Below are 24,504 nucleotides of genomic sequence, written 5' to 3'. Positions count from 1 at the left end.
GATTTCGCAAATCCAACGCTCCCATCCTCGGCTTCCGCGGGCGTTTTGATCGTTCTGAACGGCCTCGCATCCTGACGACCTGCCTCATCTTCTCCTATCGCCTCGTGCGCGGCGTCTCGCTGCGTCAGGGGTCCACCTCGCGCGGGGCCGTTCGGTCGCGCGCCACAGCCCTACCGGAAACACCAGAGCTTCATGTCTGATACTCTTAATCCCACGCGCGACGACTTCTCGGCGCTGCTCGACGAACAACTTCAGGGTCGCGACTTCGGCGAAGGCCAGGTCGTTCACGGCCGCGTCGTCGGCATCGAAAAAGATATCGTCATCATCGACGTCGGTCTGAAGACCGAAGGCCGCATCGCCATGCGCGAGTTCGGCCAAGGCGACGACGGCGCCCTGCCCAAGGTCGGCGACAACGTCGAGGTTTATCTGGAGCGCGTCGAGAACGCCCTGGGCGAAGCCGTCATCAGCCGCGACAAGGCTCGCCGCGAAGAAGCCTGGACCCGTCTGGAAGTCGTGTTCGCCGAAGGCCAGCCGGTCAACGGCGCCATCGTCGGTCGCGTCAAGGGCGGCTTCACCGTCGACCTGGGCGGCGCCTCGGCCTTCCTGCCCGGTTCGCAAGTGGACATCCGTCCAGTCCGCGACGTCGGTCCGCTGATGGGCAAGGAACAGCCCTTCGCCATCCTGAAAATGGACCGTCCGCGCGGCAACATCGTCGTGTCGCGTCGCGCCATCCTGGAAGAAGCCCGCGCCGAACAGCGCACGGAACTGGTCGGTCAGCTGGCCGAGGGTGAAGTCCGCGAAGGCGTCGTCAAGAACATCACCGACTACGGTGCGTTCGTGGATCTGGGCGGCATCGACGGCCTGCTGCACGTCACCGACATGTCGTGGAAGCGCGTCTCGCACCCGTCGCAGGTTCTCGCCGTCGGCGACACCGTCAAGGTCCAGATCGTCAAGATCAACCCGGACACCCAACGTATCTCGCTTGGCATGAAGCAACTGCAGTCGGACCCCTGGGACGGCGTGGAAGCCAAATATCCGGTCGGCGCCAAATACACGGGCCGCATCACCAACATCACCGATTACGGCGCCTTCGTGGAGCTGGAAGCCGGTGTCGAGGGCCTGGTGCACGTCTCGGAAATGTCCTGGACCAAGAAGAACGTCCACCCCGGCAAGATCGTCTCGACCTCGCAGGAAGTCGACGTCGTGGTTCTGGATGTCGACGCCTCCAAGCGCCGCATCTCGCTGGGCCTGAAGCAGGCTCAGGACAATCCGTGGGACGCCTTCGTCGCCAACAACCCGATCGGCTCGACCGTCGAGGGCGAAGTCAAGAACGCCACCGAGTTCGGCCTGTTCATCGGCCTGGACAACGACATCGACGGCATGGTCCACCTGTCCGACCTCGACTGGTCGGTGTCGGGTGAAGAAGCCATCCAGCGTTACCGCAAGGGCGAGATGGTCAAGGCCAAGGTTCTGGACGTCGACGTCGAGAAGGAACGCGTCTCGCTGGGCATCAAGCAGCTGGGCGGCGATCCGATCGGCGAGGGCGACACCTATCGCCGCGGCCAGCAGATCACCGTCACCGTCTCGTCGATCGAGTCGGGCGGCATCGAGGTCAAGTTCGGTGAAGACGACGCGCCGGTCACGGCCTTCGTCCGCAAGTCGGACCTGTCGCGCGATCGCAACGAGCAACGTCCGGAACGCTTCGCCGTCGGCGATCGCATCGACGCCATGATCACCGCCGTCGACAAGGCCTCGCGCCGCGTCTCGGTGTCGATCAAGGCGCTGGAAATGAAGGACGAACAGGAAGCCATCGAACAGTTCGGCTCGTCCGACTCCGGTGCTTCGCTGGGCGACATCCTGGGCGCCGCGTTGAAGAACGCCGGCACCAAGGACTAAATCTTACCTTCAACGGTGAGGCCTGAAGGGCGGCGGGAGCGATCCCGCCGCCCTTTTCGTGTCGGCTACCGTACATATTTCTTGCGAGCGAAGCGCATCAGGCGTGGATAGGGGGTTTTCACGCGCCGTGTGGTCGTTAGACTGCCGCTTGAACCGGGGGGCGCTCGCTCGCCGATCTCGAGATGGCAGGGGCCGTAATGATCAAGTCCGAATTGATCGAGAAGCTGGCGACCGAGAACACCCACCTGACCCATGCGGAGGTGGAGCGGCTGGTGAATGTCATCCTCGGCACGATGACCGAGGCCCTGGCGGACGGCGGTCGGGTCGAGTTGCGCGGCTTCGGCGCCTTTTCGGTCCGGTCGCGACCTGCGCGGGCGGGACGCAATCCGCGCACCGGCGAAACGGTCGAGGTTCCCGCCAAGGCGGTCCCCTTCTTCAAGAGCGGCAAGGAACTGCGCGAGCGGTTGAACGCTTCCGGGGACGCCTGAGCCCCAAACACACCGTCTAGGTCCGAGGAGCACCCATGAGCCTGCTGTCTGAATTCCGCGAGTTCGCGGTCAAGGGCAATGTCGTCGACCTCGCCGTCGGCGTGATCATCGGCGCGGCCTTCAACGGCATCGTGAAAAGCCTGGTGGATCAGGTGGTGATGCCGCCCATCGGTCTGGTCACGGGCGGGATCGACTTTTCCGAACTGGAATGGGTGTTGCGGCCCGAAAACCCCGCCACCGAGGCGATCGAGAAGGTCGCCATCCAGTACGGCGCCTTCCTGAACACCGTGATTCAGTTCCTGATCGTGGCCTGGGTGGTGTTCATGGTGGTCAAGGGCATCAACGCCCTACGTCGCCAACAGGCGGCCCAGCCCGATTCGACGCCGGCCGCGCCGACGGCGACCGAAACCCTGCTGACTGAAATCCGCGACGAACTGAAGGCGCGTCCGAACGCCTGATCAGGCCTTCGACGCCTGGCCCGGCGCTGGAGAAGGCGCTGCAGACCAACGGCGGTGCTGTCGCGGCGCCGGCGGCGTGCGCGAACAGATGCCATAGTCGCCGTCGAACGGCGTCGGGGCCCAGGCGGCGGCCAGCGCCGGATCATCGACGATGACGTGGCAATGGCCCCAGCCGCCTTCGCGCCGCGCGGTCGTCGCCAGCGCCCCTAGTCGATCCAGCATCTGCGGCGTCACCGTCTGCAACCGGACCTTGGCGGCGCCCATGGCGCGGGCGTTGTCGATCAGGGTCCGGGTGAGCGTTTCGATGGCGTCGGGTGCCGTTTCCAGCGCGACCAGGTCGATGATGTCCAGGCAGGGGGGCTCGATCAGACTGGTCTTGGTCACCTGCGCCATGGCCACGCCGACCACCGCCCCATCCTTCACGCAGGCCAGCAGCAACGGCACCAGCGTCAGGTCCGGGTCCGCCATTCGCCAGCGCAGGACGGCCGGACTGCGGTCCGCCGTCAACTGATCCTGCTGCGACAGGCGCGCCCAGAACTCGCCATAGGGCGAGACGTCGGAAAGATCGCGCAGCACCGTCACCTGGGCCGGCAGCGTCAGGGCGCCGGGCCGAAACACCCGCCCATTCATCAACTGCTCGCCGAACCGGGCGGCGGTCTGCGCCGAGGTTCGCCCCAGCAGCCGTCGCAGAACCCGGCCCTTGGCGCAGGCCAGCCGATCCGTCACCCACGACAGCTTCAGCGCATGGGTCTCTGCCGGCCAGGGCTTCAGCCCGAACAGGCCGTATATTGGCGCCGACCGGGCGTTGGCGTTGAAGGTGTAGCGGGCGAACAGCCCCGACTGGTTCAGGAAGGCGCGGATCAGCGGGCGACTGGCGCCCTTGCGGCTGGGCGGCACGATGATCGAAAACCCGGTCGCCCCATACAGGCGTCGAGAACCGTGATGAAACCGCTGGACGAAGTTGCCCAGCATGGCCACGGCCTCGTCCTGCTCATCGACGACCACCCATCCCGTCGGGGCGTCGATGTCCTGACGCGCCGGGTTCGCCTCCAGCCACCGCCACCCCGCCGGCGACCGCTCGGGCCAGCCCACGGCGCGGTGCAGGCCATTCATGGCCTCATAGTCGGATCTGAGGATCGGCCGAACGGGCATCGGCGGATTTCTCCTATTGGGACCAGCTGCATGGCTTCACCGCAGCAATGCACATTACACGCCATATAATGCCCGCATAGATTGCATTTCGGCTTTCGGCTGGGCTGCGGCCTACGGTCACGCCGCGTTAGCGCTTGTAAACCCACGGACCCGGTGGTTTTTTCACCGCTTCGCCACGGGGGCGGGGAGGCGACGTTTCGCCTCCTCTCATTGCGACCGCGGACCAAAAACGGTCCCGAGTACAAAGGGTAGGCATGAACATCGTCGTTCTTTTGGGGGTGGTCATCACCCTGGCCACGGGGATTCCCGTGCTTCTCCAGATTCTCAGGAACCACCCGCGTGGCCTGATGATCTGCTTCTTCGCCGAGATGTGGGAGCGGTTTTCCTACTACGGCATGCGCGGGCTTCTGATCTTCTACCTCACCCAGCACTTCCTGTTTTCGGACGGGGCGGCGGGCTCGATCTACGGCTCCTACACCTCGCTGGTCTATCTGCTGCCGCTGATCGGCGGCATCCTGGCGGACCGGTTCATCGGCACGCGCAAAGCCATCGCCTTCGGCGCAGTCCTGCTGGTCGCCGGCCACGGGATGATGGCCTATGAAGGCCGCGACACCACCCAGACCCTGAGCTATGCGGGCCAGACCTATCAGGTCGCCACAGAAGGACGCGGCGACAGCGGCTCGACCGGCATCGTCGTCGGCGGTCAGACCTACGCCTTCAGCCCCGCCGAAGGCGGCGGCCTGGCGATCGAGGGCCTGCCTGCGAACGCCGCCATTCCGGCGACCCTGCCGACCGGCTCCTACCAGTTGGAAGCCCAGCGCGATCCCGTGGGCGAGAACGTCTTCTTCCTGGCCATCTCGCTGATCATCATGGGCGTGGGCTTCCTGAAGCCGAATATCTCCACCCTGGTCGGCCAACTGTATCCGCAGGGCGATCCGCGCCGGGATTCCGGCTTCACCCTCTACTATTACGGCATCAACCTGGGCTCGTTCTGGGCGGCGGTGCTGTGCGGCCTCCTGGGTCAGACGATCGGCTGGTGGGCGGGCTTCGGCCTGGCCGGGGTCGGCATGTTGGCGGGCCTGATCGTCTTCGTGCTGGGCAAGCCTCTGCTTCAGGGCAAGGGCGAACCGCCGGTGACGGCCAAGCTGAAAGCCAAGCTGTTGGGACCGATCAACCGCGAATATTCGATCTATCTCTTCGGCCTGTTGGGCGTGATACCGGTCTGGTTCCTGGTCCAGCGCAACGCTCTGGTCGGCACCGTGCTGGGTATTTCGACCGTCCTGTCGCTGGCCTTCATCGGCTATGTGATGGTGGCCATCTGCAAGACCTGGGCGCAGCGCCAGCGCATGATGCTGGCCGTGGTGCTGATCTTCGGCTCGGTCCTGTTCTTCACCCTGTTCGAACAGGCCGGCACGTCGCTGAACCTGTTCGCCGACCGTAACGTCGATCTGAACCTGCTGTCCGCAGCGGTGCAGTTCGGCCCGCTGACCTTCGGCACCCCGGCCCAGGTGGCCGCCGCCGGTCTGGTCGGCCAGGGTCTGTTCATCGACACCACCATGACCGCCTCCCAGACCCAGTCGTTCAACGCCGGCTTCATCCTGATCTTCGCGCCGATCTTTGCGGCGATGTGGGTCAAGCTGGGCCGCGCCAAGCGTGATCCGGATCCCACCTTCAAGTTCGGCCTGGGTCTGCTTCAGGTCGGTCTGGGCTTCATGGTCGTGGTGTGGGGCGCAGGCCTGGCCAATTCGGCCTTCCAGATGCCCATCATTCTGCTGGCCCTGCTCTACATGTTCCACACGACGGGCGAGCTGTTCCTGTCCCCGGTGGGCCTGTCCGAGATCACCAAACTGTCGATGGCCCAGGTGGTCAGCTTCATGATGGCGGTCTGGTTCCTGGCCTCGTCCATCGCCCAGTATGTCGGCGGCTGGATCGCCGGTCTGGCGGGCACCGAGACCGTCGGCGGCGAGGTCCTGAACCCCGCGCTGGCGCTGCAGACCTCGCTAGACGTGTTCGAGAAGCTGGGCTGGGGCGGCATGGCCGCCGGCGTCCTGTTCCTGATCGCCAGCTTCTTCATCAAGGGCTGGGCGAACGGGGCGAACGATCCCGACAACCACCCCGGACCCGATCTGACCGACCGGGGCCAAGAGGACGGCAACATCGCCGCACCCCGTACCTCCACCGCCGGTTGATCCTTCGGTGAAGACGACAGAAGGGCGGCGTCCGTGCGGACGCCGCCCTTTTTCTTTGGCTTCAGAAGGTCTTCCTGACCCGCAGCGAGAAGAAGGTGCGCGGGTCGATCACGCCGTCCTCGACGAAGGCCACGGCCCGCGTGTCGCGGTCGGCATAGACGGTGCGCCGCTGGGTGAAGTCGTCCCACAGGTTCAGCTGGGCGCGGATCGCCAGGGTCGGGGTCGGCTTGTACTCGGCGAACATTTCGTAATAGCGCGAGCCGCGCCAGACGAAGGTCTGGTCCGGGCTGTAGGTCGGCTGACGCAGGCGCGGCAGCCAGTTGAGGCCCCACTGCAGTTTCCAGCTGGTGATGTCCTGTTCGATGCCGATGTTGGCCTGGCTGCCGCGAACGCCTGAGATTTCGCGCTCCTCGCCGGTGGTCGGGTCGGTGACCGCCGTCTTGTTCCAGTCGTTGCGGAAGGTGAAGCGCGCGCCCGACACGCCCAGCTTGTCCAGCGGCACGACGACGTTCAGCGACAGTTGATCCAGCGTCCCGTCGCCGATGTTGCCCACGGCCGACAGGTCGTCGTCCAGCGGGATCTGGTCGATGGCGTCCACGATCTCGTCGTGGCGATAGCCGATGGATACGATCCCCTCGCCCCAGAAGCGACGCTCATAGGTCAGTTCCGAGATCCAGCGCTGCTCGGGTTCCAGATTGACGTTGCCGCCATAGACGTGTTCCTCCTCCAGGTCCGCCGAGGCCGCGAAATCCGAAAAGTCCAGCTGGCCCAGCTCCCGCTCGAAGCGGAAACGCAGTTGGTTGTTCGGCATCGGCGTCCAGGTGGCCAGAAAGCGGGGCTTGGCGAAGAAGAAGCTCTTCTCCTGGTTCGCGTCGCCCGACTGGCTGATGGTCGAGGCTTCCAGCCGCAGACCGAACTCCAGCGTCAGATCCTTGTGCGCGCGCCATGTGCCCTTGGAGAAAAGCTCGCCGCGCGTCTCCTCGACCTTGACCGAGGCGCTGGGCAGGGGAATGCTCTCGCCGCCGACAGTGAAGGCCTGGTCGGTCTCGCGCATGTTGTAGGCCACCTCGCCGCCGGTCTCGAGGGTCAGTTTGGGCGAGCGTTCGTGGCGGATGAGGGCGCGCAGGATGGTTTCCGAGCTTTCGCCCGAATAATCGAAGATCTGCTCGGGCTGATCCACGCCGTCGTCGCGGACATTGTAGGTGGAGACGCCGTCCCAGCTGCCGAAGTCGTGCATGAAACGCGTTTCCAGCTTGAAACGGGCGTTCAGCGGCCGTTCCCAGGTCACGCCGAACTCGCCCCCGTCGCTGTCCTCGCTGTCCAGGCTTTCGCGGAAGGCGATGGCCGAGCGGTTGGTGTTGTAGCCCTGCCAGTCGATTATGCCGTAGCGGGCCGTCAGGTCGATCTTGCCTCCGGCCAGAGGCCCGGCGTAGGTGCCGCGGATCGAGTTTCCGCCGCCGTAACCGTCGGTGTTGGTGACCTCGTCGCGCAGGAGGTTTCCGGCGGCGTCGCGGCGGATCAGACGGCCGGGGCCGTTGGAATCGCTCATGCCGATGCCGTCGGACAGGGTGACGCCCCAGCTGCGGGCGCCGTTTCTGGCGGTGAACTGATAGCTGCCGCCGTACAGGTTCCGCCCGGCGCCCTCGAACTGGGTGGTGTTCCAGGTCAGGATCGATTCATGGCTGTTCTCGGTCTTCAGGATGACGTTCGCCACCACCGAAAAGCCCTGCATGTCGATGCCCGGCGCCCCGCCTCGGATCAGCTCGATCCGCTCGACCTGCGCCGCCGGGGTGCGGCTCAGGACATTGGAGCCGGTGTCGCTCTTGGAGGCGGGCCGCGCATTGTTGATCAGCACATTGCCGACCGCGCCCTCGAAGCCCCGCGCGCCAGAGCCGTCGTCCACGGAGAAGCCCGGCACCCGATTGACCATGTCCAGGGCGGTGTTGGGCCGCTGGGCGGCGAAGAAGTCCGGGGTGAAGACCAGCACGCCCTGCTGGCTGGCGTCGGCCAGCGGCGCCTGGGCGGTGGGGCCGGTCGGGATCGGGGCCTGGGCGACCTGGGGCTCGTCCCCGGCGAAGGCGGCGCTGGCGGTAAAGAGCAGGGCGGTGCTGGCCAGCAGCAAGGTCTTGGTCATCGGTTTCCCCTCGGGTTGTTGGCGAGAGGTGTGCCGATCCGGCGTCTTCATCTCCAGTTACAAGGCGGCAAGGTGGATTAAATCGACGACATCATTACAGGGATTTCATTACGCATTGGACAGTAATGCGTCTTACAGAGATGTAATGATCAGGCTCGCATCTTCTCTATTGTTGGCTTTGCTTGCGGGGACGGTCTTGATTTGGCCGGCTGCGGCACAGGACGCGCCTGCGGCTGAGGTCGAGGACATCGTCGTCACGGCGCGCCGGATTGAAGGGCCGATGTGGGAGGTGCGTCGCGGCGACAGCGTACTGATCCTGGTGGGCTCGATCGACGGTCTGCCGCGCGACATGGAATGGCGCACCGACGCTCTGGTCACCGCCGTGGAACGCGCGGATCGGGTGCTGTTTCCGGTCGAGGGGCGGGCGTCGCTGGCGGACGTGGGGCGGCTGCTGTGGCGGATGCGGACCCTGACCCGGCTGCCGGACGACCGCACCAGCGCGGACTATCTGTCGCCAGAACTTGAGGCTCGGGTGGAACAGGCGACGGGCGAGGGCCCCAGCCGCCAGAGCATGCTGATGCTGTCGGCGGATCTGATGGAACATGGCGGCTATGCGCGTCGGGCGCGGCCGGTGTCGGAGGTGGTGCGTCGCGCCGCCCGGACCAACCGTAAGCCGGCCGAGCCGGTGGGTGTCTTTCGTGGCGACGAGATGGTGGACAAGATCCTGACCACCCCGCCCGAAGCCTATATCGATTGCATCACGGCGGCGGTGACGGCTGCGGAGGCTGATCCGGAAGAAGCCGCACAGCGTGCAGAAGCTTGGCGTCTGAGGAGGGTGCCAGACGTTCTGGCTTCGCCGCTCGACCGAGCGACCAACGCCTGTTCCTACTGGTCGGTTATGGGACAGGGTGAAACCCTGCGCGCCATTTGGAAAACGGCGGTGGACGAGGCCCTCGCCGAAACCGGCGTCACGGTCGCCATCGCGCCTTTGCGGCTGTTGGCCGAGCCGGGCGGCGTGCTGGATCGTCTTGAGGCGGATGGGCTGGAACCGCTGGGTCCCGATTGGCGCCCATCCGCCCCCTGACGGGGTCTTAGTCGGCCGGGGCCGACGGAACCGCGTCGCGGGCCGCATCGCCCACATTATCGGCGGCGTTGCCGACGCTTTCGGCCGCACCAGCGATGGCGTTGGACTCGACTTCTTCGCTACGGCTCATGTTCAACAGGAAGTAGCCGATCACCAGCACGGCCAGCAGGCCGACGACCAGGGCGACGATGGCGCCCATGCCGCTGCCGCTGCGGCGCTCCACTACGGTCGTGGGGGCGGCGGTGGTTTCGGTGATGCGTTCAACCCGGCCATCGGGATGTTGGACTTCACGTTCGGTCGGCATGGTGTTTCCTCTCCAGTGTGGCGGGGAAACACCCTGCGTCGCTATACGGTTCCGCTTTGGCTCAGACGGCGGTGCCGCCAACGGTCAGGCCGCCGATCTTGAGCGACGGCTGGCCGATGCCTACGGGCACGCCCTGGCCGGCCTTGCCGCAGACGCCGACGCCGGGATCGAAGGCGAAATCGTCGCCGACCATCTGGATCTTGGTCAGGGCCGTGGCGCCGTCGCCGATCAGGGTCGCGCCGCGGACGGGTGCGGTGATCACCCCGTCCTCGATCAGATAGGCCTCGTTGCACTGGAAGACGAACTTGCCGTTGGTGATGTCCACCTGGCCGCCCGAGAAATTGGCGGCGTAGAGGCCGCGCTTGGTGTTGGCGATCATGTCGGCCTTGGAGTCCCGGCCGGCCTCCATGAAGGTGTTGGTCATGCGCGGCATCGGCATGTGGGCGAAGGACTGGCGACGGCCGTTGCCGGTGGCGGTGACGCCCATCTCGCGCGCCGACAGCCGGTCGTGCATCAGCCCGACCATGATCCCGTCCTCGATCAGGACGGTGCGCGAGCTCGGCGTGCCCTCGTCATCGACCGACAGGGAGCCGCGACGCCCGGCGATGGAGCCGTCATCGACCACGGTGACGCCGGGAGCAGCGACCCGCTTGCCCATCATGCCGTTGAAGACGGACGAACCCTTCCTGTGGAAGTCGCCCTCGAAGCCATGGCCGATGGCCTCATGCAGCAGGACGCCGGGCCAGCCGGCGCCCAGGACCACGTCCATCTCGCCCGCCGGGCAGTCGATGGCGTCCAGATTGACCAGGGCCTGACGCAGGGCCTCGTCCACCTGGGCCTGCCAGCGTTCGGGGGCGACCCAGGTCTCGAAACCGGCCCGTCCGCCGGCGCCGGACGAGGCGCTCTCACGCTTGCCGTTCTGTTCGACAGTGACGGAGACGTTCAGCCGGACCAGGGGCCGCACGTCGCGCACCACCCGTTCGTCGGCGCGCAGGATCTCGATGGCGCGGCGTTCGCCGACCAGCGACGCCGAGACCTGGACCACGCGAGGATCGCGGGCGCGCGCCCAGGCGTCGATCTCGGCCAGCAGCGCGATCTTGTCGGAGAAGGCGGGCGAGGCGAGGGGATCGACCTCGCCATACAGTTTCTGATTGGTGGCGCGCGGCCCTTCGGCGACGCGGGCGGCGTGGCCCTGTTTGGCCAGGGCGGCGCTGTCGGCGGCGCGGCGCAGGGCGGCGGCCGAGATCTCGTTGGCGTGGGCGTAGCCGGCGGTCTCGCCCGCCACGACCCGCAGGCCGAAGCCCTCGGTGGCGTCATAGGCTGCGGACTTCAGCCGGCCGTCGTCGAACACCAGGCTCTCGCTCTCGGACCGCTCCAGGAACAGTTCGCCGTCGTCGGCGCCGGCCAGGGCCGTCTTCAGGATCGACAGGGCTTCGTCGGTATCGACGCCGGCGGTGTCGAGGATGGGCGGCGGGGAGGCGTGAACGGTCATGGGCGATAGGTAGGGGCTGCGGACCGTTTCGTCACCTGCCCCGACGGCGAAAGGCGGCAGCCGCCCTTCGCGCCGCCGCCGGGATCAGTCCAGCGGCTGGGGCCGGGTCACGACCGGGGCGTCGGGATCGCTGCTCGCAGGCCGCGCAGCCGTCGGCGCCGGGGCGGGCGGCACGATCACCAGCGGTTCGGTCGTAACCGTCGGCGCGGTCTGGGTCGGTGCGGATTGTGCGGCGGTCGTCGGCGGCGCGGCGGCCGAAGACGACGCCGGCTCGCGCGTCGTCGAACGCGGCGGGGTCGTCGTCGGGCGGGCGGCGGAGGGCGCCGGGGACGCCGTGGCCGGCGGTGCAGCGGGCGTCACACTTTCCGTCGTGGGTTCAGGCGCCGTGGCGGCCTCGACCGGCGCGGCGTCGGCGGGGACGGTTTCGACTGGAGGCGCCGTCAGCGGGGCGCTGGATGCGGGCGCAGGCGCGGGTGTGGACGCAGGCGTGGGGCGCATCGCGAACCAAAGGCCGCCGCCGATCACCAGGACCGCCGCCAATCCTGCACCTGCGTAAAGCGGCAGGCGCGCCGGCCTGGCCGAGGCGCGGGCATAGGCGGGCGCGGCAGGCTCGATCACCGGGCTTTCGACGACAGGCGCGACAGGGCGCGGCGACGCCGTCGGGGCGACGTCGGCGACGACCGGCCTGGACGCCTCGGGCAGGGGGCGAACCGTCAGGTCGGCGGCGGGCCTGGGCGCGGCCGGGGTCGGCTGGGGCGGCGTCGCGGGCGCAGCCGGCCGGGCCTGCGGGATCAGCGAGCCGGACAGGATGGCGCCCGGCGCGGTCCGGGGTTGGCGGGGCGCACGCGCGGGGGCCGCCGGCGCCTGGGCCTGCCCCTGGTCTGGAACCCGGCCGGGCGCGAGGCCGGACGCCAGGCTCTGGTTCTGGATGCCGCGCGGCTGGGCCGCCGGGGCCTTGCGCGCGGGCGGATCGGGAATGCGATCCAGCGGATTGGAGGCGACGGGCACAGGTCCGACGTGGAAGGTGGTCGCCGGCATGCGGCCCCATTGCGCGGGCTTGCGCGCAAAAGGTTCGGGTCGGGCCGTCGGCTGCGGCGTCGGGGTCTTCTGGTCGTCGGACATGGTCATCTATTCGCTGGCGATCTGGCCGGTTTCGTGACGGATCAGTTCTTGAGCCGATAGCCGGTCTTGAACATCCACATGACGATGGCCAGGCAGACGGCGAAGAAGGCCAGCGTCGCCGCCAGGCTGATCCCGATGGCGACGTCCCCCTGGCCGTAGAAGGCCCAGCGGAAGCCCGAGATCAAATAGACCACCGGGTTGAACAGCGTCACCGTGCGCCAGCCGTCCGGCAGCATGTCGATCGAATAGAAGGCGCCGCCCAGGAAGGTCAGGGGGGTGACGATCAGCATCGGGATCATCTGCAACTGCTCGAAGCCGTTCGCCCACACCCCGATGATGAAGCCGAACAGGCTGAACGTCACAGAGATCAGGATCAGAAAGGCCATCATCCAGAACGGATGCAGGATCTGCAGCGGCACGAAGAAGGCCGCCGTGGCCAGAATGATCAGCCCCAGCACCGCCGACTTGGTCGCCGCCGCGCCGACATAGGCCAGCACGATCTCCAGCGACGACACCGGCGCGGACAGGATTTCGTAGATGGTCCCGGTGAATTTGGGGAAGTAGATGCCGAAGGAGGCGTTGAAGATCGACTGGGTGAACAGGCTGAGCATGATCAGGCCCGGCACGATGAAGGCGCCATAGGGCACGCCGCCGACCTCCTGCATCCGGCTGCCGATGGCGCCGCCGAAGACGACGAAATAAAGCGCCGTGGTGATGACCGGCGTGACGATGCTCTGCCAGACGGTGCGCAGCGCGCGCGCCATCTCGAAACGATAGATGGCCCAGACGCCATATCCGTTGAAGGTCATGCCGCGGCTCCATTCTGGTGAACCAGGCTGACGAAGATGTCTTCCAGCGAGCTCTGGCGGGTATTCAGGTCCTTGAAGCCGATGTTCAGCGCCTCAAGCCGGCGGATCAGCGACGGCACCCCGGTGTCCTCGGCGTTGGCGTCGAAACTGTATTCCAGCTCGCCCCCCTCGGCCTTCAAAGTCAGATCCCAGTCCGACAGGTCGGCGGGCACGGCTTGAAGCGGTTCGACCAGGTTCAGCGTCAGGGTCTTCTTGCCCAGCTTCTTCATCAGGGCCGACTTTTCCTCGACCAGGATCAGCTCGCCCTTCAGGATCACGCCCACCCGATCAGCCATCTCCTCGGCCTCCTCGATATAGTGGGTGGTCAGGATAATGGTGACGCCGCGCTCGCGCAGCTTACGGACCATCGCCCACATGTCGCGGCGCAGTTCGACGTCCACCCCGGCGGTGGGTTCATCCAGGAACAGGATGTCCGGCTCGTGGCTCAGGGCCTTGGCGATCATCACCCGGCGCTTCATCCCGCCCGACAGGGTCATGATCTTGGCGTCGCGCTTGTCCCACAGCGACAGGTCCTTCAGCACCCCCTCGATGAAGGCGGGGTTCGGCGCCTTGCCGAACAGGCCCCGGCTGAAGGTGACGGTGGCCAGCACCGTCTCGAAGGCGTCGGTGGTCAGCTCCTGCGGCACCAGGCCGATCTTGCTGCGCGCGGCGCGGAAGTCGGATCGGATGTCGTGGCCGTCGGCGGTCACCGTCCCCGTGGTGGGCGTGACGATGCCGCAGACGATGGAGATCAATGTGGTCTTGCCGGCCCCATTGGGACCCAGCAGGGCGAAGATCTCGCCCTTGTCGATGGTCAGGTCGACACGTTTCAACGCCTGAAGCCCCGACTTGTAGGTCTTGGTCAGGCCGTCGATCTCGATTACCGGCATGGGCGCTCCTCTCCGGGGGCGATGAGGCGCCGGCTCCGGGTGTGGCGGCAATATGGCGTGCCGGCCGCCTGACTCAAGGGGGCGGCGCCGTTCGCAGGGCGCCAAGTCGTTGTTAACCCGATTGCCGCACGGTGCAGGCTGTCCCTTCGTTGGCGGGAGCTTTCGTGTCGTCCCTGTCCGCCGCCCACCACGCCGCCCTGACGGCGGTCGTCGAGGCCTGTCCCGATGCGACCCTGGCGCAGCTGGCGATCGCCGCGATGGGGCTGGGCGGGTCCAAGGCGGAAGAGCTGAGCGCCATCGTGGCGAGCGAGAGCCGCGACCGCGCCCGCCGCGCCACCGCCTTCGCCCCCCTGCTGCCCCTGTTCCATCCGCGCACGGACGGTGCGCCCGCCCTGACCTTTCCGCCCCAGGTCCTGGCCCGCGTCTGGCGCCGGGCGCGTCTCGGCGAAGAGGCCTTTCTGCCGCTGCTGGACGGCGCCGTCTCCCTCGACGGCGAGTGGACCCTGGCCGCCGACCGGCTGTGCGCCAAGGCGGCGGCGGTGCTGCGCGACCGCCCCGGCGACGTCTGGCCAGACTATCAGCGCCCGGCGGACGGAGAGCCGCCTTCGACCCCGTTCGAACTGGCCGGCTGTTTCGACCTGACGCCCCTGGCGCGCGGCGCCCTGCCGCGTCTGCCGGTGTGGCTGGAGCGGCCCGACGACAATCAGCTGGCGGGCCTGCGGCTGCTGATCCAGGACTGTCTGGCCCTGTCGCCCGAAGGCGGGCGGCGCATGATCGACATCCTGTTCGCCCATGTCGCGGACGCCGAGCGCATGCTGCGGGTCGTGACGCGCACCAGCCGCCTCGCCGATCATGAGGTGATCCTCAGCCATTCCGAAATGGGCGTCTTCGTCGAGCGGCTGCTGGCGTCGGTCCAGGCCAGGGTGCGCGGCATCGCCGCTGTGCGGCCGTCCGACGGCGAGACCGCCATGCTGGGCGTGGTCGAAGACGTGACCTGGTGCGCCGGGGTGCTGGCCGAAATGGACATGAGCCTTCAGATCCGGCCCGACTCCTCGTGGGGCAAGGCGGCGCGGATGGCGCGGGTTCAGGTCTCGGGCCAGTTGTCAGGCTTGATGAAATCCACCTCGGCCGCCGTCCACGCGGCCCTGCCGATGAAGCGCCGGACCATCACCGGGCGCATGACCCGGCTGTGTCCCTGGCTGGAGGCGCCCAGCCAGGGCGAGCCGATCGAGGCGGCGGCGGCCCTGCTGGGCGCGGTCGCGGCCCTGCGCAGCGCGGCCAACACCTTCGGATGTGAGGCCGACCGTTCGGCGCTGAAGATCGAACTGACCGACTATCTGTCCACTTGGGCCAATGAGGCGTTGGACAGCGTGTCAGACGGCGAGGCCGAGGACCCCGACCATGTGCTGCGGCTGGTCGGGGTCGCGGCGCGCTTCCTGACCCTGGTGGAATCGCTGGAGGCCGCGCGGGCGGTGCGGCGACGGGCGGCGGCGGCGGAAACCGCGCGGGTGTCGCGCCCCACGGACAGAGGGGCCTCGCCCCTGGTTCACTGATGGGCTAGACGGCGAGGATGATCGCCTTCTGGATGATGACGGGACTGGCGGCGGCCTTGGCCGCCCTGCTGGTGCTGGCCGGCGCGCGGCGCGGCGCCGACCCCGCCGTCGAGGCTGAGACCCAGGCCGGTTCGCGCGAGATCGAGGAGCTGGATCGGCTGAAGGCGCGCGGTCTTCTGGACGACGCCGCCTACGCCGGCGCGCGGGCCGAGGCCGGGCGACGGCTTCTGGCCGTGACCGCCGCGCCGCGCCCGGCCGAAGGGGCCAGGGACCGGTTGTGGGTGCTGGGCGGGATCGGCCTGACGGTCGCGGGCGCGCTGGGCCTCTATGTCTTCACCGGCTCGCCCGGCCTGCCGGACCAGGGCTTTGAGCGGCGCGTCGATCAATGGGCGGCCAATCTCGACACCCTGGAGCCGGCGCAACTTGCGGCCGTGACCGCCCGCATCGCCAAGCAGCGGCCCCAGGATCGCCAGGCCCTGGCCATGCTGGGCGCGGCGCGGTTCGCCGCCGGCGATCCGCTGGGCGCCGCCTCGGCCTTCCGACGTTTGATTGCGCTGGATCCGAAGGACGCCCAGGCTTGGGCGCGGCTGGGCGAAAGCCTGGTGGTCGCCAATGACAACCAGATCGGCGGCGACGCCGAGGCCGCCTTCCGCGAGGCGCTGGATCTGGACCCGGACCAGCTGGGCGCCCGCTTCTTCCTGGGCGAGGCGGCGCTGCGTCGCGGCGACGGCGCGGCGGCCCGGGCCCTGTGGACGCCTCTGATCGCCGCGCTCGACCCGGCCGATCCCCGCCGTCAGGACCTGGAAAGACGCCTGCCCGCCGTCAACGCGCAAGGGGAGGGGGCGCGATGACGCGTTGGTCTCGCCCTTCGACGACGGTATACGCCGCCGGTCTGTCCTCCGAACCCGGATCGTCCGTCGCATGAGCTGGCTGCCCAAATCGCCGAAGGCGCGTCGTCGCCTGTGGGTCGTCGCCGCCGTGGCGCCGATCCTGGCCCTGGCGGTCGGCCTGTCGCTGTGGGCGATGCAGGACAGCGTGACCTTCTTCTACTCCCCGTCAGAGGCCACGGCCGACAAGGCGCCCGAGGGGCGCAACATCCGCCTGGGCGGTCTGGTCGAGACGGGCAGCGTTCACAAGTCCGGCGACGGCGTGGTCGCCTTCTCCATCACCGACAATGTGGGCGTGACCCGCGTCGTCTATCACGGCGACCTGCCCGACCTGTTCCGCGAAGGGCAGGGGATCGTGGCGCAAGGATCGTTCGGCGCCGATCGCACCTTCCGCGCCAGCCAGGTCCTGGCCAAGCATGACGAGAACTACATGCCGCGTGAGGTCGCCGACCGCCTGAAGGCGAAGGGCGAATGGCGGCCTGAAACCGCCGGCGAGAACACCCCACTATGATTGCGGAGCTTGGGGCCTTCGCCCTGGCGCTGGCTCTGGCGCTGTCGATCCTTCAGACGGCGATGTCGGCGGCGGGGCGGCTGCGGCGCAGCCCGGTTCTGGCGGGCGCGGGCCAGGGGGCGGCCCTGGGTGCGGCGGCGGCGATCGCCCTGAGCTTCGCCGCCCTGATCTACGCCTTCGTCGTCTCGGACTTTTCGGTCTCCAATGTCGCGGCCAACAGCCACACCGACAAACCGATGCTGTACAAGGTCGCCGGCGCCTGGGGCAGCCACGAGGGCTCGCTGCTGCTGTGGTGCCTGGTCCTGACGGTCTTCGGTGGAGCCTTGGCCCGCGCGCGCGGCCTGCCGTTCGGACTGAAGGCCTCGGCCGTGGCGACGCAGGGCGCGCTGGGCTCGCTGTTCCTGGCCTTCGCCGTCTTCACCTCCAGCCCCTTCACCCGCCTGGACCCGGCCCCCTTCCAGGGCGCATCGCTGAACCCCCTGCTGCAGGACCCGGCCCTGGCCGTGCATCCGCCGCTGCTCTACGCCGGCTATGTGGGCTTCTCCGTCTGTTTCTCCCTGGCCGTCGCGGCCCTGATCGAGGGTCGAGCCCAGACCGCCTTCTGGCCCGCCTGGGGGCGGTGGGTGCGCCCCTGGGCCTTGGCCAGCTGGGCCCTGCTGACCGTCGGCATCACGCTCGGCTCTTTCTGGGCCTATTACGAACTGGGCTGGGGCGGCTGGTGGTTCTGGGATCCGGTCGAGAACGCGTCCTTCATGCCCTGGCTGGCCGGCGCGGCCCTGCTGCACAGCGCCGTGGTGACCGAGCGGCGCGGCGCGCTGGCGGGCTGGACCGTCTTTCTGGCCCTGCTGGCCTTCACCTTCTCCATGCTGGGCGCCTTTCTGGTGCGGTCCGGGGTTCTGACCTCCGTTCACGCCTTCGCCGTCGATCCGCAGCGCGGGCTGATGCTGCTGGCCATCCTGGGGGTCACGGCCGGCGCCGCCTTCGCCCTGTTCGCCTGGCGCGCGCCCCAGCTGAAGGGCGGCGGCCTGTTCGCGCCGGTGAGCCGTGAGGGCGCCCTGGTGCTGAACAATCTGTTCCTGACGGCGGCGGCCGCGACCGTGCTGCTGGGCACCCTCTATCCCCTGATCCTGGAGGCCGCGTCCGGCGCCACCATCTCGGTCGGCCCGCCCTATTTCGCCGCCACCTTCGTGCCCCTGATGGTCGTCGCCTTCATCATCCTGCCCGCCGGGCCGCTGCTGGCCTGGAAGCGCGGGGACCTGCCCGGCGCGATACAGAGGCTGGCCGTCGCGGCGGGCCTGGCCCTGGTCTGCGCCCTGGCGGCCTACGCCCTTTGGGAGCCGAAGAAGGCCTTCGCCGCCGCCGGCATTGGCATCGGCGCCTGGCTGATCCTGGGATCCCTGTCCGAGGTCGCCGAACGGGCGCGCCTGTTCCGGACCTCGGGCGCCGAGACCCTGCGTCGCCTCAAGGGCCTGCCGCTGGGCGCCTGGGGCATGACCCTGGCGCACCTGGGCCTGGGCGTCTTCATCCTGGGGGCGGTGGTCGAGACCGGCTTCAAGGCCGAGACGGCGCGCGCCCTCTCCATCGGCCAGAGCGTCTCCGCCGGTCCCTGGACGGTCACCCTGGACGAGGTGCGTGTGGTGGAGGGGCCGAACTATCTGGCCGAACAGGGCCGGCTGACGGTGCGTCCGTCGAACGGCGGCCAGGCGCAGACCGTCACGGCGGAGCGCCGCTTCTTTCCAGCTGGGGGGCAGACGACCACCGAGGTCGGGCTGGATTTCCGGGGTCTGGACGACGTCTATGTGGTGATCGGCGAGCGGGCGGGCAGCCCGGCCCAGCCGGCCTGGGTCGTGCGGCTGTACTGGAACCCCTGGGCGCGGCTGATCTTCCTGGGACCGATGATCATGGCGCTTGGGGGCCTTCTGTCCCTGCTGGACCGTCGCCTTCGGCTCGGCGTCGGCGCGCGCAGGCGTAAATCCTCATGAGGCGGCTGGTCGTCCTGATGGCCGCGCCGGTCCTGGCGGTGACGCTGATGGGGGCCGAACCGCCCGCCGCGCCCGACCGCCCCCTGGCGGATCCGGCCCAGGAAGCCCGGGCCCAGGCCCTGTTCGAAGACGTGCGCTGCGTCGTTTGCCAGCACGAGGCCATCGCCGACAGTCCGGCGGGCGTGGCCGGCGACATGCGCCGCCTGATCCGCGAGGAGATCGCCTCGGGCGCGACCGATCAGGCGGTGCGCGACGACCTGGTGCGGCGGTTCGGCGACTACATCCTGTTCACCCCGCCGGTGCGGGCGGGGACCTGGCTGCTGTGGTTCGGGCCGTTCGGCCTGGCGGCGCTGGCGGGCCTGGTCTTGGTTCTCCGCGCGCGCCGCCGTCCGGTCGAGGCCGCGCCGCTTTCGCCCGAGGAGGAGGCGCGACTGGACGAAGTTCTCCGAAATGAGAAGCTTCGCCGCGATCCTGACGCAACCTCGCCTCACGACGGGCGCTAGTCGGGATCAACCATCGAACGCCGGAATTGGCGCTCAGCCCATTCGGCCTATATCAAACGCGAACGCGGCGCCCGCTCGGCGCCGAACAGAGGATCGCAAGGACCACGATGCTGAAGCGCAAGGAGTTCATTCTCGGGGCCGCGGCCGGCCTGACTCTGGCGGCGGCCGCGACCGCCGGCGGTGTCATAAGCTGGCCCGGCGCACACGCCGAGCCGCAGGCTGTGAACCGGATCACGCCCGTCCCGGCCAACGGCGACAGCTTCTCGCCCCCGCCCGGCGCGCCCAACAGCTTCGCCACCATCTTCGAACAGGTCGCCCCTGCGGTGGTCCAGATCGATGTGACGGTGCCGGTCGAACAGCCCCAGGGCGGCGCCTTCACCATCCCCGGCCTGCCGTTCCAGTTCGTGCCGCCGCAAGGTCGCGGCGACCAGGGCGAGGACGCCGAGCCTCAGACGACCCAGGGCGCCGGGTCGGGCTTCTTCATCTCTCAGGACGGCTTCATCGTCACCAACAACCACGTCGTCGCCGACGCGACCGAGATCAAGGTCAAGATGTCGGACGGGCGCGAGCTGCCGGCCCGTCTGATCGGCCGTGACGCCGGCACCGACCTGGCCGTCATCAAGGTCGAGGGCGACGACTTCAAATACGTCAGCTTCGAAGAGACGGCCCAGCCCCGCGTCGGCGACTGGGTCATCGCCGTGGGCAACCCGTTCGGCCTGGGCGGCACCGCAACCGCCGGCATCGTCTCGGCCAAGGCGCGCGATATCGACCCGTCAGGCTACAACGACTACATCCAGATCGACGCCGCCATCAACCGGGGCAACTCGGGCGGCCCGACCTTCGACATCTACGGTCGCGTGATCGGCGTGAACTCGGCCATCTATTCGCCCACCGGCGGATCGGTCGGCATCGGCTTCGCCATCCCGGCCGAAACCGCCAAGTCGATCACCCAGCGCCTCATGAGCGGCGAAGCTATTGAGCGGGGCTATTTGGGTGTCACGATAGGCACTTTGACAGACGAATACCGCGAAAGCCTTGGCTTGCCTGAGGCAACGAAGGGAGCGTTCATTACGGACGTTACTGCGGATGCCCCTGCTGCACAGGCCGGCCTGCGTCCAGGCGATGTCGTAGTCGCGCTCAATGGCGTCGCCATCGACAGTTCCACCCAGCTTACTCGCGCGGTGGGAAGCGCCAAACCTGGCGACACCCTCCGTTTGGAGGTCTTGCGTGAAGGGCGTCGTCAGACGCTGAACGTTCGCTCAGGCACCCGTCCTGCCAATCTGACCACAAGCCCGCAGTCTGATGATGAGGGTATGCAGGGCCCTGGAAAGCCAGGGGCCGCTGCTGGCGATACGGTGGAAGGCCTGACTATCGCGCCGGTCAACGCCGCACTTCGAAGCCGTTACAGTCTGCCAACCGATGTGGAAGGCCTCGTCGTGACAGCCGTTGAATCTTCTTCACGAGCTGCGCGTCTTCGTTTCCAGCCGGGCATGGTGATCGTTCAGGCCAACGGCCGGCCAGTCAGGTCCTCTGACGACCTGAAAGCCGCCGTCGCTGCGGTGAGAACGGCGGGTCGCCCTGGTGTTCTGCTGTTGGTGCGCACCCCGCAGGGCAACGCACCAATCGTCCTGCCATTGTCTGAAGACGAATGATCGGCGGCATTCTGACCAAGCCTTAGCTCCCTTTATCGCCGCCGATGCGCCAACATCGGCGGCGTCGAAGCCCTAACACCGACCCATGCGGATTGATCCTGCCATCACCGAGGCAATCCCAGCGGTCCAACGTTAAGCCATTCACGGCTTCGACATCGGCGGGAATTCGCGGTTCTTTCGCCCGCTGACGTCTCGGTCGGCATCGGCTTTACCATCCGGCTGCGAGGGGTTAGCACGCCAAACACACGTCGGTTACCTCGGCAAAGGCCGGGGGCATTACCGTCGCTTTGCTGACGCCGACGGCGACAACGTTTGATCGCGCTGGCTTCGGTCTGATGGCTTGAGGTCAACGGCATGGAAATGCGCCTCCCGCAATTCATGGCCTTGGGCCAACCGGAGGCATTTCTGCTGATCTGGACCGTAGGTCATGACATGTGCCGTATGTCACCAATCGCGTGCCTTAGGGTGTTGTTTTGCGCAATCTGAAGAGTATGTTTGATTGTGCTGCTGTTGGGACGCGTAGGAGGTTATCATGAAAAAGCTCGTTCGTTTTTCTATTGCCGCAAGCACATTCGCGGGGACTGTTTTGATGGCGACCATCCCTGCCACCTCTGCGAGCGCGGGCATCGTTTGCACGACCAGCAAGCTGGTGACGACCTGCATGATTTGTTCACCTTACGGCTGCACCCCTCTTGGCGATGGGACGCAGGCTTGATCCGACTTACTTTCAAGTAACTCACTCTATCGCCGCCGATGCGCTACCATCGGCGGCGATTTTGATTCCGGGAGGGGTTTCATGCGGATTCTGGTGGTCGAGGATGACGCCGAGGCGGCGACCGCCATGGTGCGGGGCCTGTCCGAAGCGGGACATGACGTGACCCACGCCGTGGACGGGGCCTTCGGCCTGCTGGAGACTCAGAAGGGCGGCTATGACGTCTATGTGGTGGACCGGATGATGCCGCGTCTGGACGGCGTCGGCATGGTCGAGACGGTGCGCAAGGGCGGCGATCAGACGCCGGTCCTGTTCCTGTCGGCCCTGGGCGAGGTCGAGGACCGGGTCACGGGCCTGAAGGCCGGCGCCGACGACTATCTGGTCAAGCCCTACGCTTTCGCCGAACTTATCGCGCGCGTCGAGGCCCTGGCCCGTCGTCGCGAGACCGGCGGCGTCCAGACCGTGCTGAAGGTCGGCGACCTGGAGATGAACCTGATCGCCCGCACCGTCCATCGCGGCGAGACCGAGATCGACCTCCAGCCGCGCGAGTTCCAGCTGCTGGAATTCCTGATGCGCCACGCCGGCCAGTCGGTGACCCGCACCATGCTGTTGGAGAAGGTCTGGGAATACCATTTCGACCCCCAGACCAACGTCATCGACGTCCACATCAGCCGCCTGCGCTCCAAGATCGACAAGGGCTTCGACAAGGCCATGCTCCAGACCGTGCGCGGCGCGGGGTATCGGCTGGAGGCGTGATCAACTCTCCCTCCCCTTTATGGGGAGGGACGATCGCGTAGCGATCAGGGTGGGGAAGTGTTGATGTCTTCGGAGACAGATCGCGCTCGCGCCATGCGCAAGATCATGACGCCGCCTGAAGCCCGACTGTGGGCCAATCTCAAGCGGCTCCGCAGCGAGGGTTTCCATTTTCGCCGTCAGGCGCCGTTCAAGGGCTACTATCTGGATTTCGTCTGTTTCACGCATCGTCTGGTGATCGAGGTCGATGGACAGGTCCATCAGTTGGATGAACAGATACGCCATGATCGGATCAGGGATGCGGTCCCGGCGAAAGAGGGGTTCGTCACCTTGCGCTTCGACAATGCGGCCATACGCGACAATATCGGCGATGTGATGGATTTCGTCGTGGTCAGGCTCGAGAACTCCCCCACCCTGGCGTCGCTGCGCGCCGCCGTCCCTCCCCATGAAGGGGAGGGAGAATAGTTGCGCCTCCCCTCCCTCCTTCGTCGCACGCCCTTTCGGCTGACGCTGCTGTTCCTGGCGCTTTTCGTGGCGGCGGCGGGCGCGGTGCTGGCCTATGTCTATTTCGCCTCGGCGTCGGAGGCGCAGGGACGGGCGCAGGCGGATGTCGAGGTCGAGCTGTCCGCCCTGACCGCCATTCACCGCACGCGCGGGATCGACGCCCTGAACCAGGCATTGGTGGAACGCACGATCCGGGGCGGGCCCTATCTGTATCTTCTGACGGGGCCGGACGGAAAGATCGTCACCGGCAACCTGTCCGTCATGCCCTTCGACCTGAAGGAAGCGCCGCAGGTGGGGCGGGGTGAGTGGAGCACCTTCCGCCTGACCAGCACCGATCCGGACGGCCGGGTCGAGAACCGCCGATCCATCGGCGTCATCATGCCCCTGACCGGCGGCGACACCCTGTTCGTCGGCGAGGATATCGGCGGGATCGAGGAATATCTGAACCGGCTGACCCAGGCGCTGTGGGGGGCGATGGCGCTGGTCATGCTGCTGGGCCTGGCGGGCGGCCTCTACATCAGCCGCCGGGTCGAGGCGGCGATGGGCGGGCTGAACCGCGTGGTCCAGGCGGTGCAGGACGGCGACCTGAAACAGCGCGCCCCCATCCGCCATTCCGGCGACGAACTGGACGAACTGGGCCAGGGTCTCAACACCATGCTGGATCGGCTGGAGGGGTCGATGGCCTCGATCCGGCACGCGGGCGACGCGATCGCCCACGACCTGCGTTCGCCCCTGACCCGGATGCGGGCCAAGCTGGAGGTGGCGCTGATCGACGCGGGAGCCGGCAAGATCGACGGCGTCGACGCCCTGGGCATCGCCCTGGATGAAGCCGATCATCTGCTGAAGACCTTCAATACCGTCCTCGCCATCGCGCGGCTTCAGGCTGGCGGCGCGCCTGACCCCAAGGTGATGGACGCCTCGGAACTGGCCGCCGACATGGCCGAGCTTTACGAGCCGGCCGCCGAGGACAAGGACATCGACTTCTCCGCCGAGGTCGAGACCGGCCTGATGATCGAGGGCAACCAGCCCTTCCTGGCCCAGGCCCTGGCCAATCTGATCGACAACGCCATCAAATACACCCCGGCCGGCGGGGCGGTGAAGCTGCGGGCGCGCAGGCGGTCGTCCGGCGAGATCGAATACTCCGTCACCGACACCGGCCCCGGCGTGCCCGAGGAGGACCGCGAACGGGTGGTCCAGCGTTTCGTGCGCCTGGACAACAGCCGCACCGAACCCGGTTCGGGCCTGGGCCTGTCGCTGGTGACGGCGGTGGCCGAGGCCCATGGCGGCCGGGTCGTTCTGGACGAAGGCCCCGGCGCCTATGGCGACTTCGGGCCGGGGCTACGGGTCGCGCTGGTTCTGCCGCCAGCTTCGGTTTCTCAGTAAATCCGCT

22 protein-coding genes are annotated in these 24,504 nt (G+C 67.6%); 15 read left to right on the top strand and 7 right to left on the bottom strand.

Annotated features, from left to right (window positions below; all coding sequences use genetic code 11):
* Positions 1-192: 192 nt before the first annotated feature.
* The 3 genes from rpsA (at position 193) to mscL (ending at position 2,842) form a co-directional block, all read left to right on the top strand.
* The gene (rpsA, locus tag ACODSC_RS11620) at positions 193-1,896 is read left to right on the top strand and encodes a 30S ribosomal protein S1 (protein ID WP_135193711.1); all 1,704 of its coding nucleotides are present in this window, start codon (positions 193-195) and stop codon (positions 1,894-1,896) included.
* Positions 1,897-2,093: 197 nt separating this feature from the next.
* Complete coding sequence (locus ACODSC_RS11615) at positions 2,094-2,384, top strand: integration host factor subunit beta (RefSeq protein ID WP_488814091.1); 291 nt, start codon at positions 2,094-2,096, stop codon at positions 2,382-2,384.
* 35 nt (positions 2,385-2,419) lie between these two features.
* Positions 2,420-2,842: a large-conductance mechanosensitive channel protein MscL gene (gene mscL / locus ACODSC_RS11610; RefSeq protein ID WP_488814089.1), complete on the top strand. Its 423-nt coding sequence runs from the start codon at positions 2,420-2,422 to the stop codon at positions 2,840-2,842.
* Here the strand turns inward: mscL and ACODSC_RS11605 are convergent, their stop codons facing one another.
* A complete protein-coding gene (locus ACODSC_RS11605) occupies positions 2,843-3,994 on the bottom strand; it encodes an N-acetyltransferase (protein ID WP_488814088.1) in 1,152 nt (383 codons plus the stop codon).
* A 254-nt stretch (positions 3,995-4,248) separates the two neighbouring features.
* Between ACODSC_RS11605 and ACODSC_RS11600 the strand changes: the two genes are divergently transcribed.
* Positions 4,249-6,183, top strand: a complete 1,935-nt coding sequence (locus tag ACODSC_RS11600; RefSeq protein WP_488814087.1) for a peptide MFS transporter — start codon at positions 4,249-4,251, stop codon at positions 6,181-6,183.
* Between the two features lie 61 nt (positions 6,184-6,244).
* Here the strand turns inward: ACODSC_RS11600 and ACODSC_RS11595 are convergent, their stop codons facing one another.
* Positions 6,245-8,317, bottom strand: coding sequence for a TonB-dependent receptor plug domain-containing protein (locus tag ACODSC_RS11595; protein WP_488814086.1), 2,073 nt, complete (start codon positions 8,315-8,317; stop codon positions 6,245-6,247).
* 196 nt (positions 8,318-8,513) lie between these two features.
* Here ACODSC_RS11595 and ACODSC_RS11590 point away from each other — a divergent pair, with 196 nt between their 5' ends.
* The gene (locus tag ACODSC_RS11590) at positions 8,514-9,401 is read left to right on the top strand and encodes a TraB/GumN family protein (RefSeq protein WP_488814085.1); all 888 of its coding nucleotides are present in this window, start codon (positions 8,514-8,516) and stop codon (positions 9,399-9,401) included.
* Positions 9,402-9,408: 7 nt separating this feature from the next.
* Here the strand turns inward: ACODSC_RS11590 and ACODSC_RS11585 are convergent, their stop codons facing one another.
* The 5 genes from ACODSC_RS11585 to ACODSC_RS11565 form a co-directional block, all read right to left on the bottom strand.
* The gene (locus ACODSC_RS11585; protein WP_488814084.1) at positions 9,409-9,705 is read right to left on the bottom strand and encodes a hypothetical protein; all 297 of its coding nucleotides are present in this window, start codon (positions 9,703-9,705) and stop codon (positions 9,409-9,411) included.
* A 61-nt stretch (positions 9,706-9,766) separates the two neighbouring features.
* Complete coding sequence (gene tldD, locus ACODSC_RS11580) at positions 9,767-11,197, bottom strand: metalloprotease TldD (RefSeq protein ID WP_488814083.1); 1,431 nt, start codon at positions 11,195-11,197, stop codon at positions 9,767-9,769.
* 84 nt (positions 11,198-11,281) lie between these two features.
* Positions 11,282-12,319 (bottom strand): hypothetical protein, encoded by a 1,038-nt coding sequence (locus ACODSC_RS11575; protein ID WP_488814081.1) that lies wholly within the window; start codon positions 12,317-12,319, stop codon positions 11,282-11,284.
* A gap of 41 nt (positions 12,320-12,360) precedes the next feature.
* The gene (locus tag ACODSC_RS11570; RefSeq protein WP_488814080.1) at positions 12,361-13,128 is read right to left on the bottom strand and encodes an ABC transporter permease; all 768 of its coding nucleotides are present in this window, start codon (positions 13,126-13,128) and stop codon (positions 12,361-12,363) included.
* Positions 13,125-14,057, bottom strand: a complete 933-nt coding sequence (locus tag ACODSC_RS11565) for an ABC transporter ATP-binding protein (RefSeq protein ID WP_488814079.1) — start codon at positions 14,055-14,057, stop codon at positions 13,125-13,127. Before ACODSC_RS11565 ends, ACODSC_RS11570 begins: the two co-directional genes overlap by 4 nt.
* Positions 14,058-14,221: 164 nt before the next feature.
* Here ACODSC_RS11565 and ACODSC_RS11560 point away from each other — a divergent pair, with 164 nt between their 5' ends.
* The 10 genes from ACODSC_RS11560 to ACODSC_RS11515 all read left to right on the top strand — a co-directional run bounded on the left by ACODSC_RS11560 (position 14,222) and on the right by ACODSC_RS11515 (position 24,497).
* Complete coding sequence (locus ACODSC_RS11560; protein WP_488814078.1) at positions 14,222-15,610, top strand: hypothetical protein; 1,389 nt, start codon at positions 14,222-14,224, stop codon at positions 15,608-15,610.
* A gap of 17 nt (positions 15,611-15,627) precedes the next feature.
* A complete protein-coding gene (gene ccmI, locus ACODSC_RS11555; protein ID WP_488814077.1) occupies positions 15,628-16,461 on the top strand; it encodes a c-type cytochrome biogenesis protein CcmI in 834 nt (277 codons plus the stop codon).
* A gap of 70 nt (positions 16,462-16,531) precedes the next feature.
* On the top strand, positions 16,532-17,008 hold the full coding sequence (ccmE, locus tag ACODSC_RS11550; protein WP_488814076.1) for a cytochrome c maturation protein CcmE: 477 nt from the start codon (positions 16,532-16,534) through the stop codon (positions 17,006-17,008).
* On the top strand, positions 17,005-18,990 hold the full coding sequence (locus tag ACODSC_RS11545; protein ID WP_488814075.1) for a heme lyase CcmF/NrfE family subunit: 1,986 nt from the start codon (positions 17,005-17,007) through the stop codon (positions 18,988-18,990). The genes ccmE and ACODSC_RS11545 overlap by 4 nt, the downstream gene beginning before the upstream one ends.
* On the top strand, positions 18,987-19,493 hold the full coding sequence (locus tag ACODSC_RS11540; RefSeq protein WP_488814074.1) for a cytochrome c-type biogenesis protein: 507 nt from the start codon (positions 18,987-18,989) through the stop codon (positions 19,491-19,493). The genes ACODSC_RS11545 and ACODSC_RS11540 overlap by 4 nt, the downstream gene beginning before the upstream one ends.
* Positions 19,494-19,600: 107 nt before the next feature.
* Positions 19,601-21,145: a Do family serine endopeptidase gene (locus ACODSC_RS11535; RefSeq protein ID WP_488814073.1), complete on the top strand. Its 1,545-nt coding sequence runs from the start codon at positions 19,601-19,603 to the stop codon at positions 21,143-21,145.
* Positions 21,146-21,677: 532 nt separating this feature from the next.
* Positions 21,678-21,860: a hypothetical protein gene (locus tag ACODSC_RS11530; RefSeq protein ID WP_488814072.1), complete on the top strand. Its 183-nt coding sequence runs from the start codon at positions 21,678-21,680 to the stop codon at positions 21,858-21,860.
* Positions 21,861-21,941: 81 nt separating this feature from the next.
* Complete coding sequence (locus tag ACODSC_RS11525) at positions 21,942-22,613, top strand: response regulator transcription factor (RefSeq protein ID WP_488814071.1); 672 nt, start codon at positions 21,942-21,944, stop codon at positions 22,611-22,613.
* A 63-nt stretch (positions 22,614-22,676) separates the two neighbouring features.
* Positions 22,677-23,075: an endonuclease domain-containing protein gene (locus tag ACODSC_RS11520; RefSeq protein WP_488814070.1), complete on the top strand. Its 399-nt coding sequence runs from the start codon at positions 22,677-22,679 to the stop codon at positions 23,073-23,075.
* Entirely contained in the window at positions 23,076-24,497 is a 1,422-nt protein-coding gene (locus tag ACODSC_RS11515; RefSeq protein ID WP_488814069.1) for a sensor histidine kinase, read from the top strand. It begins immediately after the preceding gene.
* Positions 24,498-24,504 lie beyond the last annotated feature (7 nt).

The organism is Brevundimonas sp. FG128, from assembly GCF_057809775.1.
Note: the sequence above shows the minus strand (reverse complement) of the source record. Positions and strands in the feature narration are given on the sequence as shown.

Coding starts and splice junctions, on each gene's coding strand:
- rpsA (WP_135193711.1), top strand. CDS start 193: ATGTCTGATACTCTTAATCCCACGCGCGACGACTTCTCGGCGCTGCTC.
- ACODSC_RS11615 (WP_488814091.1), top strand. CDS start 2,094: ATGATCAAGTCCGAATTGATCGAGAAGCTGGCGACCGAGAACACCCAC.
- mscL (WP_488814089.1), top strand. CDS start 2,420: ATGAGCCTGCTGTCTGAATTCCGCGAGTTCGCGGTCAAGGGCAATGTC.
- ACODSC_RS11605 (WP_488814088.1), bottom strand. CDS start 3,994: ATGCCCGTTCGGCCGATCCTCAGATCCGACTATGAGGCCATGAATGGC.
- ACODSC_RS11600 (WP_488814087.1), top strand. CDS start 4,249: ATGAACATCGTCGTTCTTTTGGGGGTGGTCATCACCCTGGCCACGGGG.
- ACODSC_RS11595 (WP_488814086.1), bottom strand. CDS start 8,317: ATGACCAAGACCTTGCTGCTGGCCAGCACCGCCCTGCTCTTTACCGCC.
- ACODSC_RS11585 (WP_488814084.1), bottom strand. CDS start 9,705: ATGCCGACCGAACGTGAAGTCCAACATCCCGATGGCCGGGTTGAACGC.
- tldD (WP_488814083.1), bottom strand. CDS start 11,197: ATGACCGTTCACGCCTCCCCGCCGCCCATCCTCGACACCGCCGGCGTC.
- ACODSC_RS11575 (WP_488814081.1), bottom strand. CDS start 12,319: ATGTCCGACGACCAGAAGACCCCGACGCCGCAGCCGACGGCCCGACCC.
- ACODSC_RS11570 (WP_488814080.1), bottom strand. CDS start 13,128: ATGACCTTCAACGGATATGGCGTCTGGGCCATCTATCGTTTCGAGATG.
- ACODSC_RS11565 (WP_488814079.1), bottom strand. CDS start 14,057: ATGCCGGTAATCGAGATCGACGGCCTGACCAAGACCTACAAGTCGGGG.
- ccmI (WP_488814077.1), top strand. CDS start 15,628: ATGATCGCCTTCTGGATGATGACGGGACTGGCGGCGGCCTTGGCCGCC.
- ccmE (WP_488814076.1), top strand. CDS start 16,532: ATGAGCTGGCTGCCCAAATCGCCGAAGGCGCGTCGTCGCCTGTGGGTC.
- ACODSC_RS11545 (WP_488814075.1), top strand. CDS start 17,005: ATGATTGCGGAGCTTGGGGCCTTCGCCCTGGCGCTGGCTCTGGCGCTG.
- ACODSC_RS11540 (WP_488814074.1), top strand. CDS start 18,987: ATGAGGCGGCTGGTCGTCCTGATGGCCGCGCCGGTCCTGGCGGTGACG.
- ACODSC_RS11535 (WP_488814073.1), top strand. CDS start 19,601: ATGCTGAAGCGCAAGGAGTTCATTCTCGGGGCCGCGGCCGGCCTGACT.
- ACODSC_RS11530 (WP_488814072.1), top strand. CDS start 21,678: ATGAAAAAGCTCGTTCGTTTTTCTATTGCCGCAAGCACATTCGCGGGG.
- ACODSC_RS11525 (WP_488814071.1), top strand. CDS start 21,942: ATGCGGATTCTGGTGGTCGAGGATGACGCCGAGGCGGCGACCGCCATG.
- ACODSC_RS11520 (WP_488814070.1), top strand. CDS start 22,677: ATGTCTTCGGAGACAGATCGCGCTCGCGCCATGCGCAAGATCATGACG.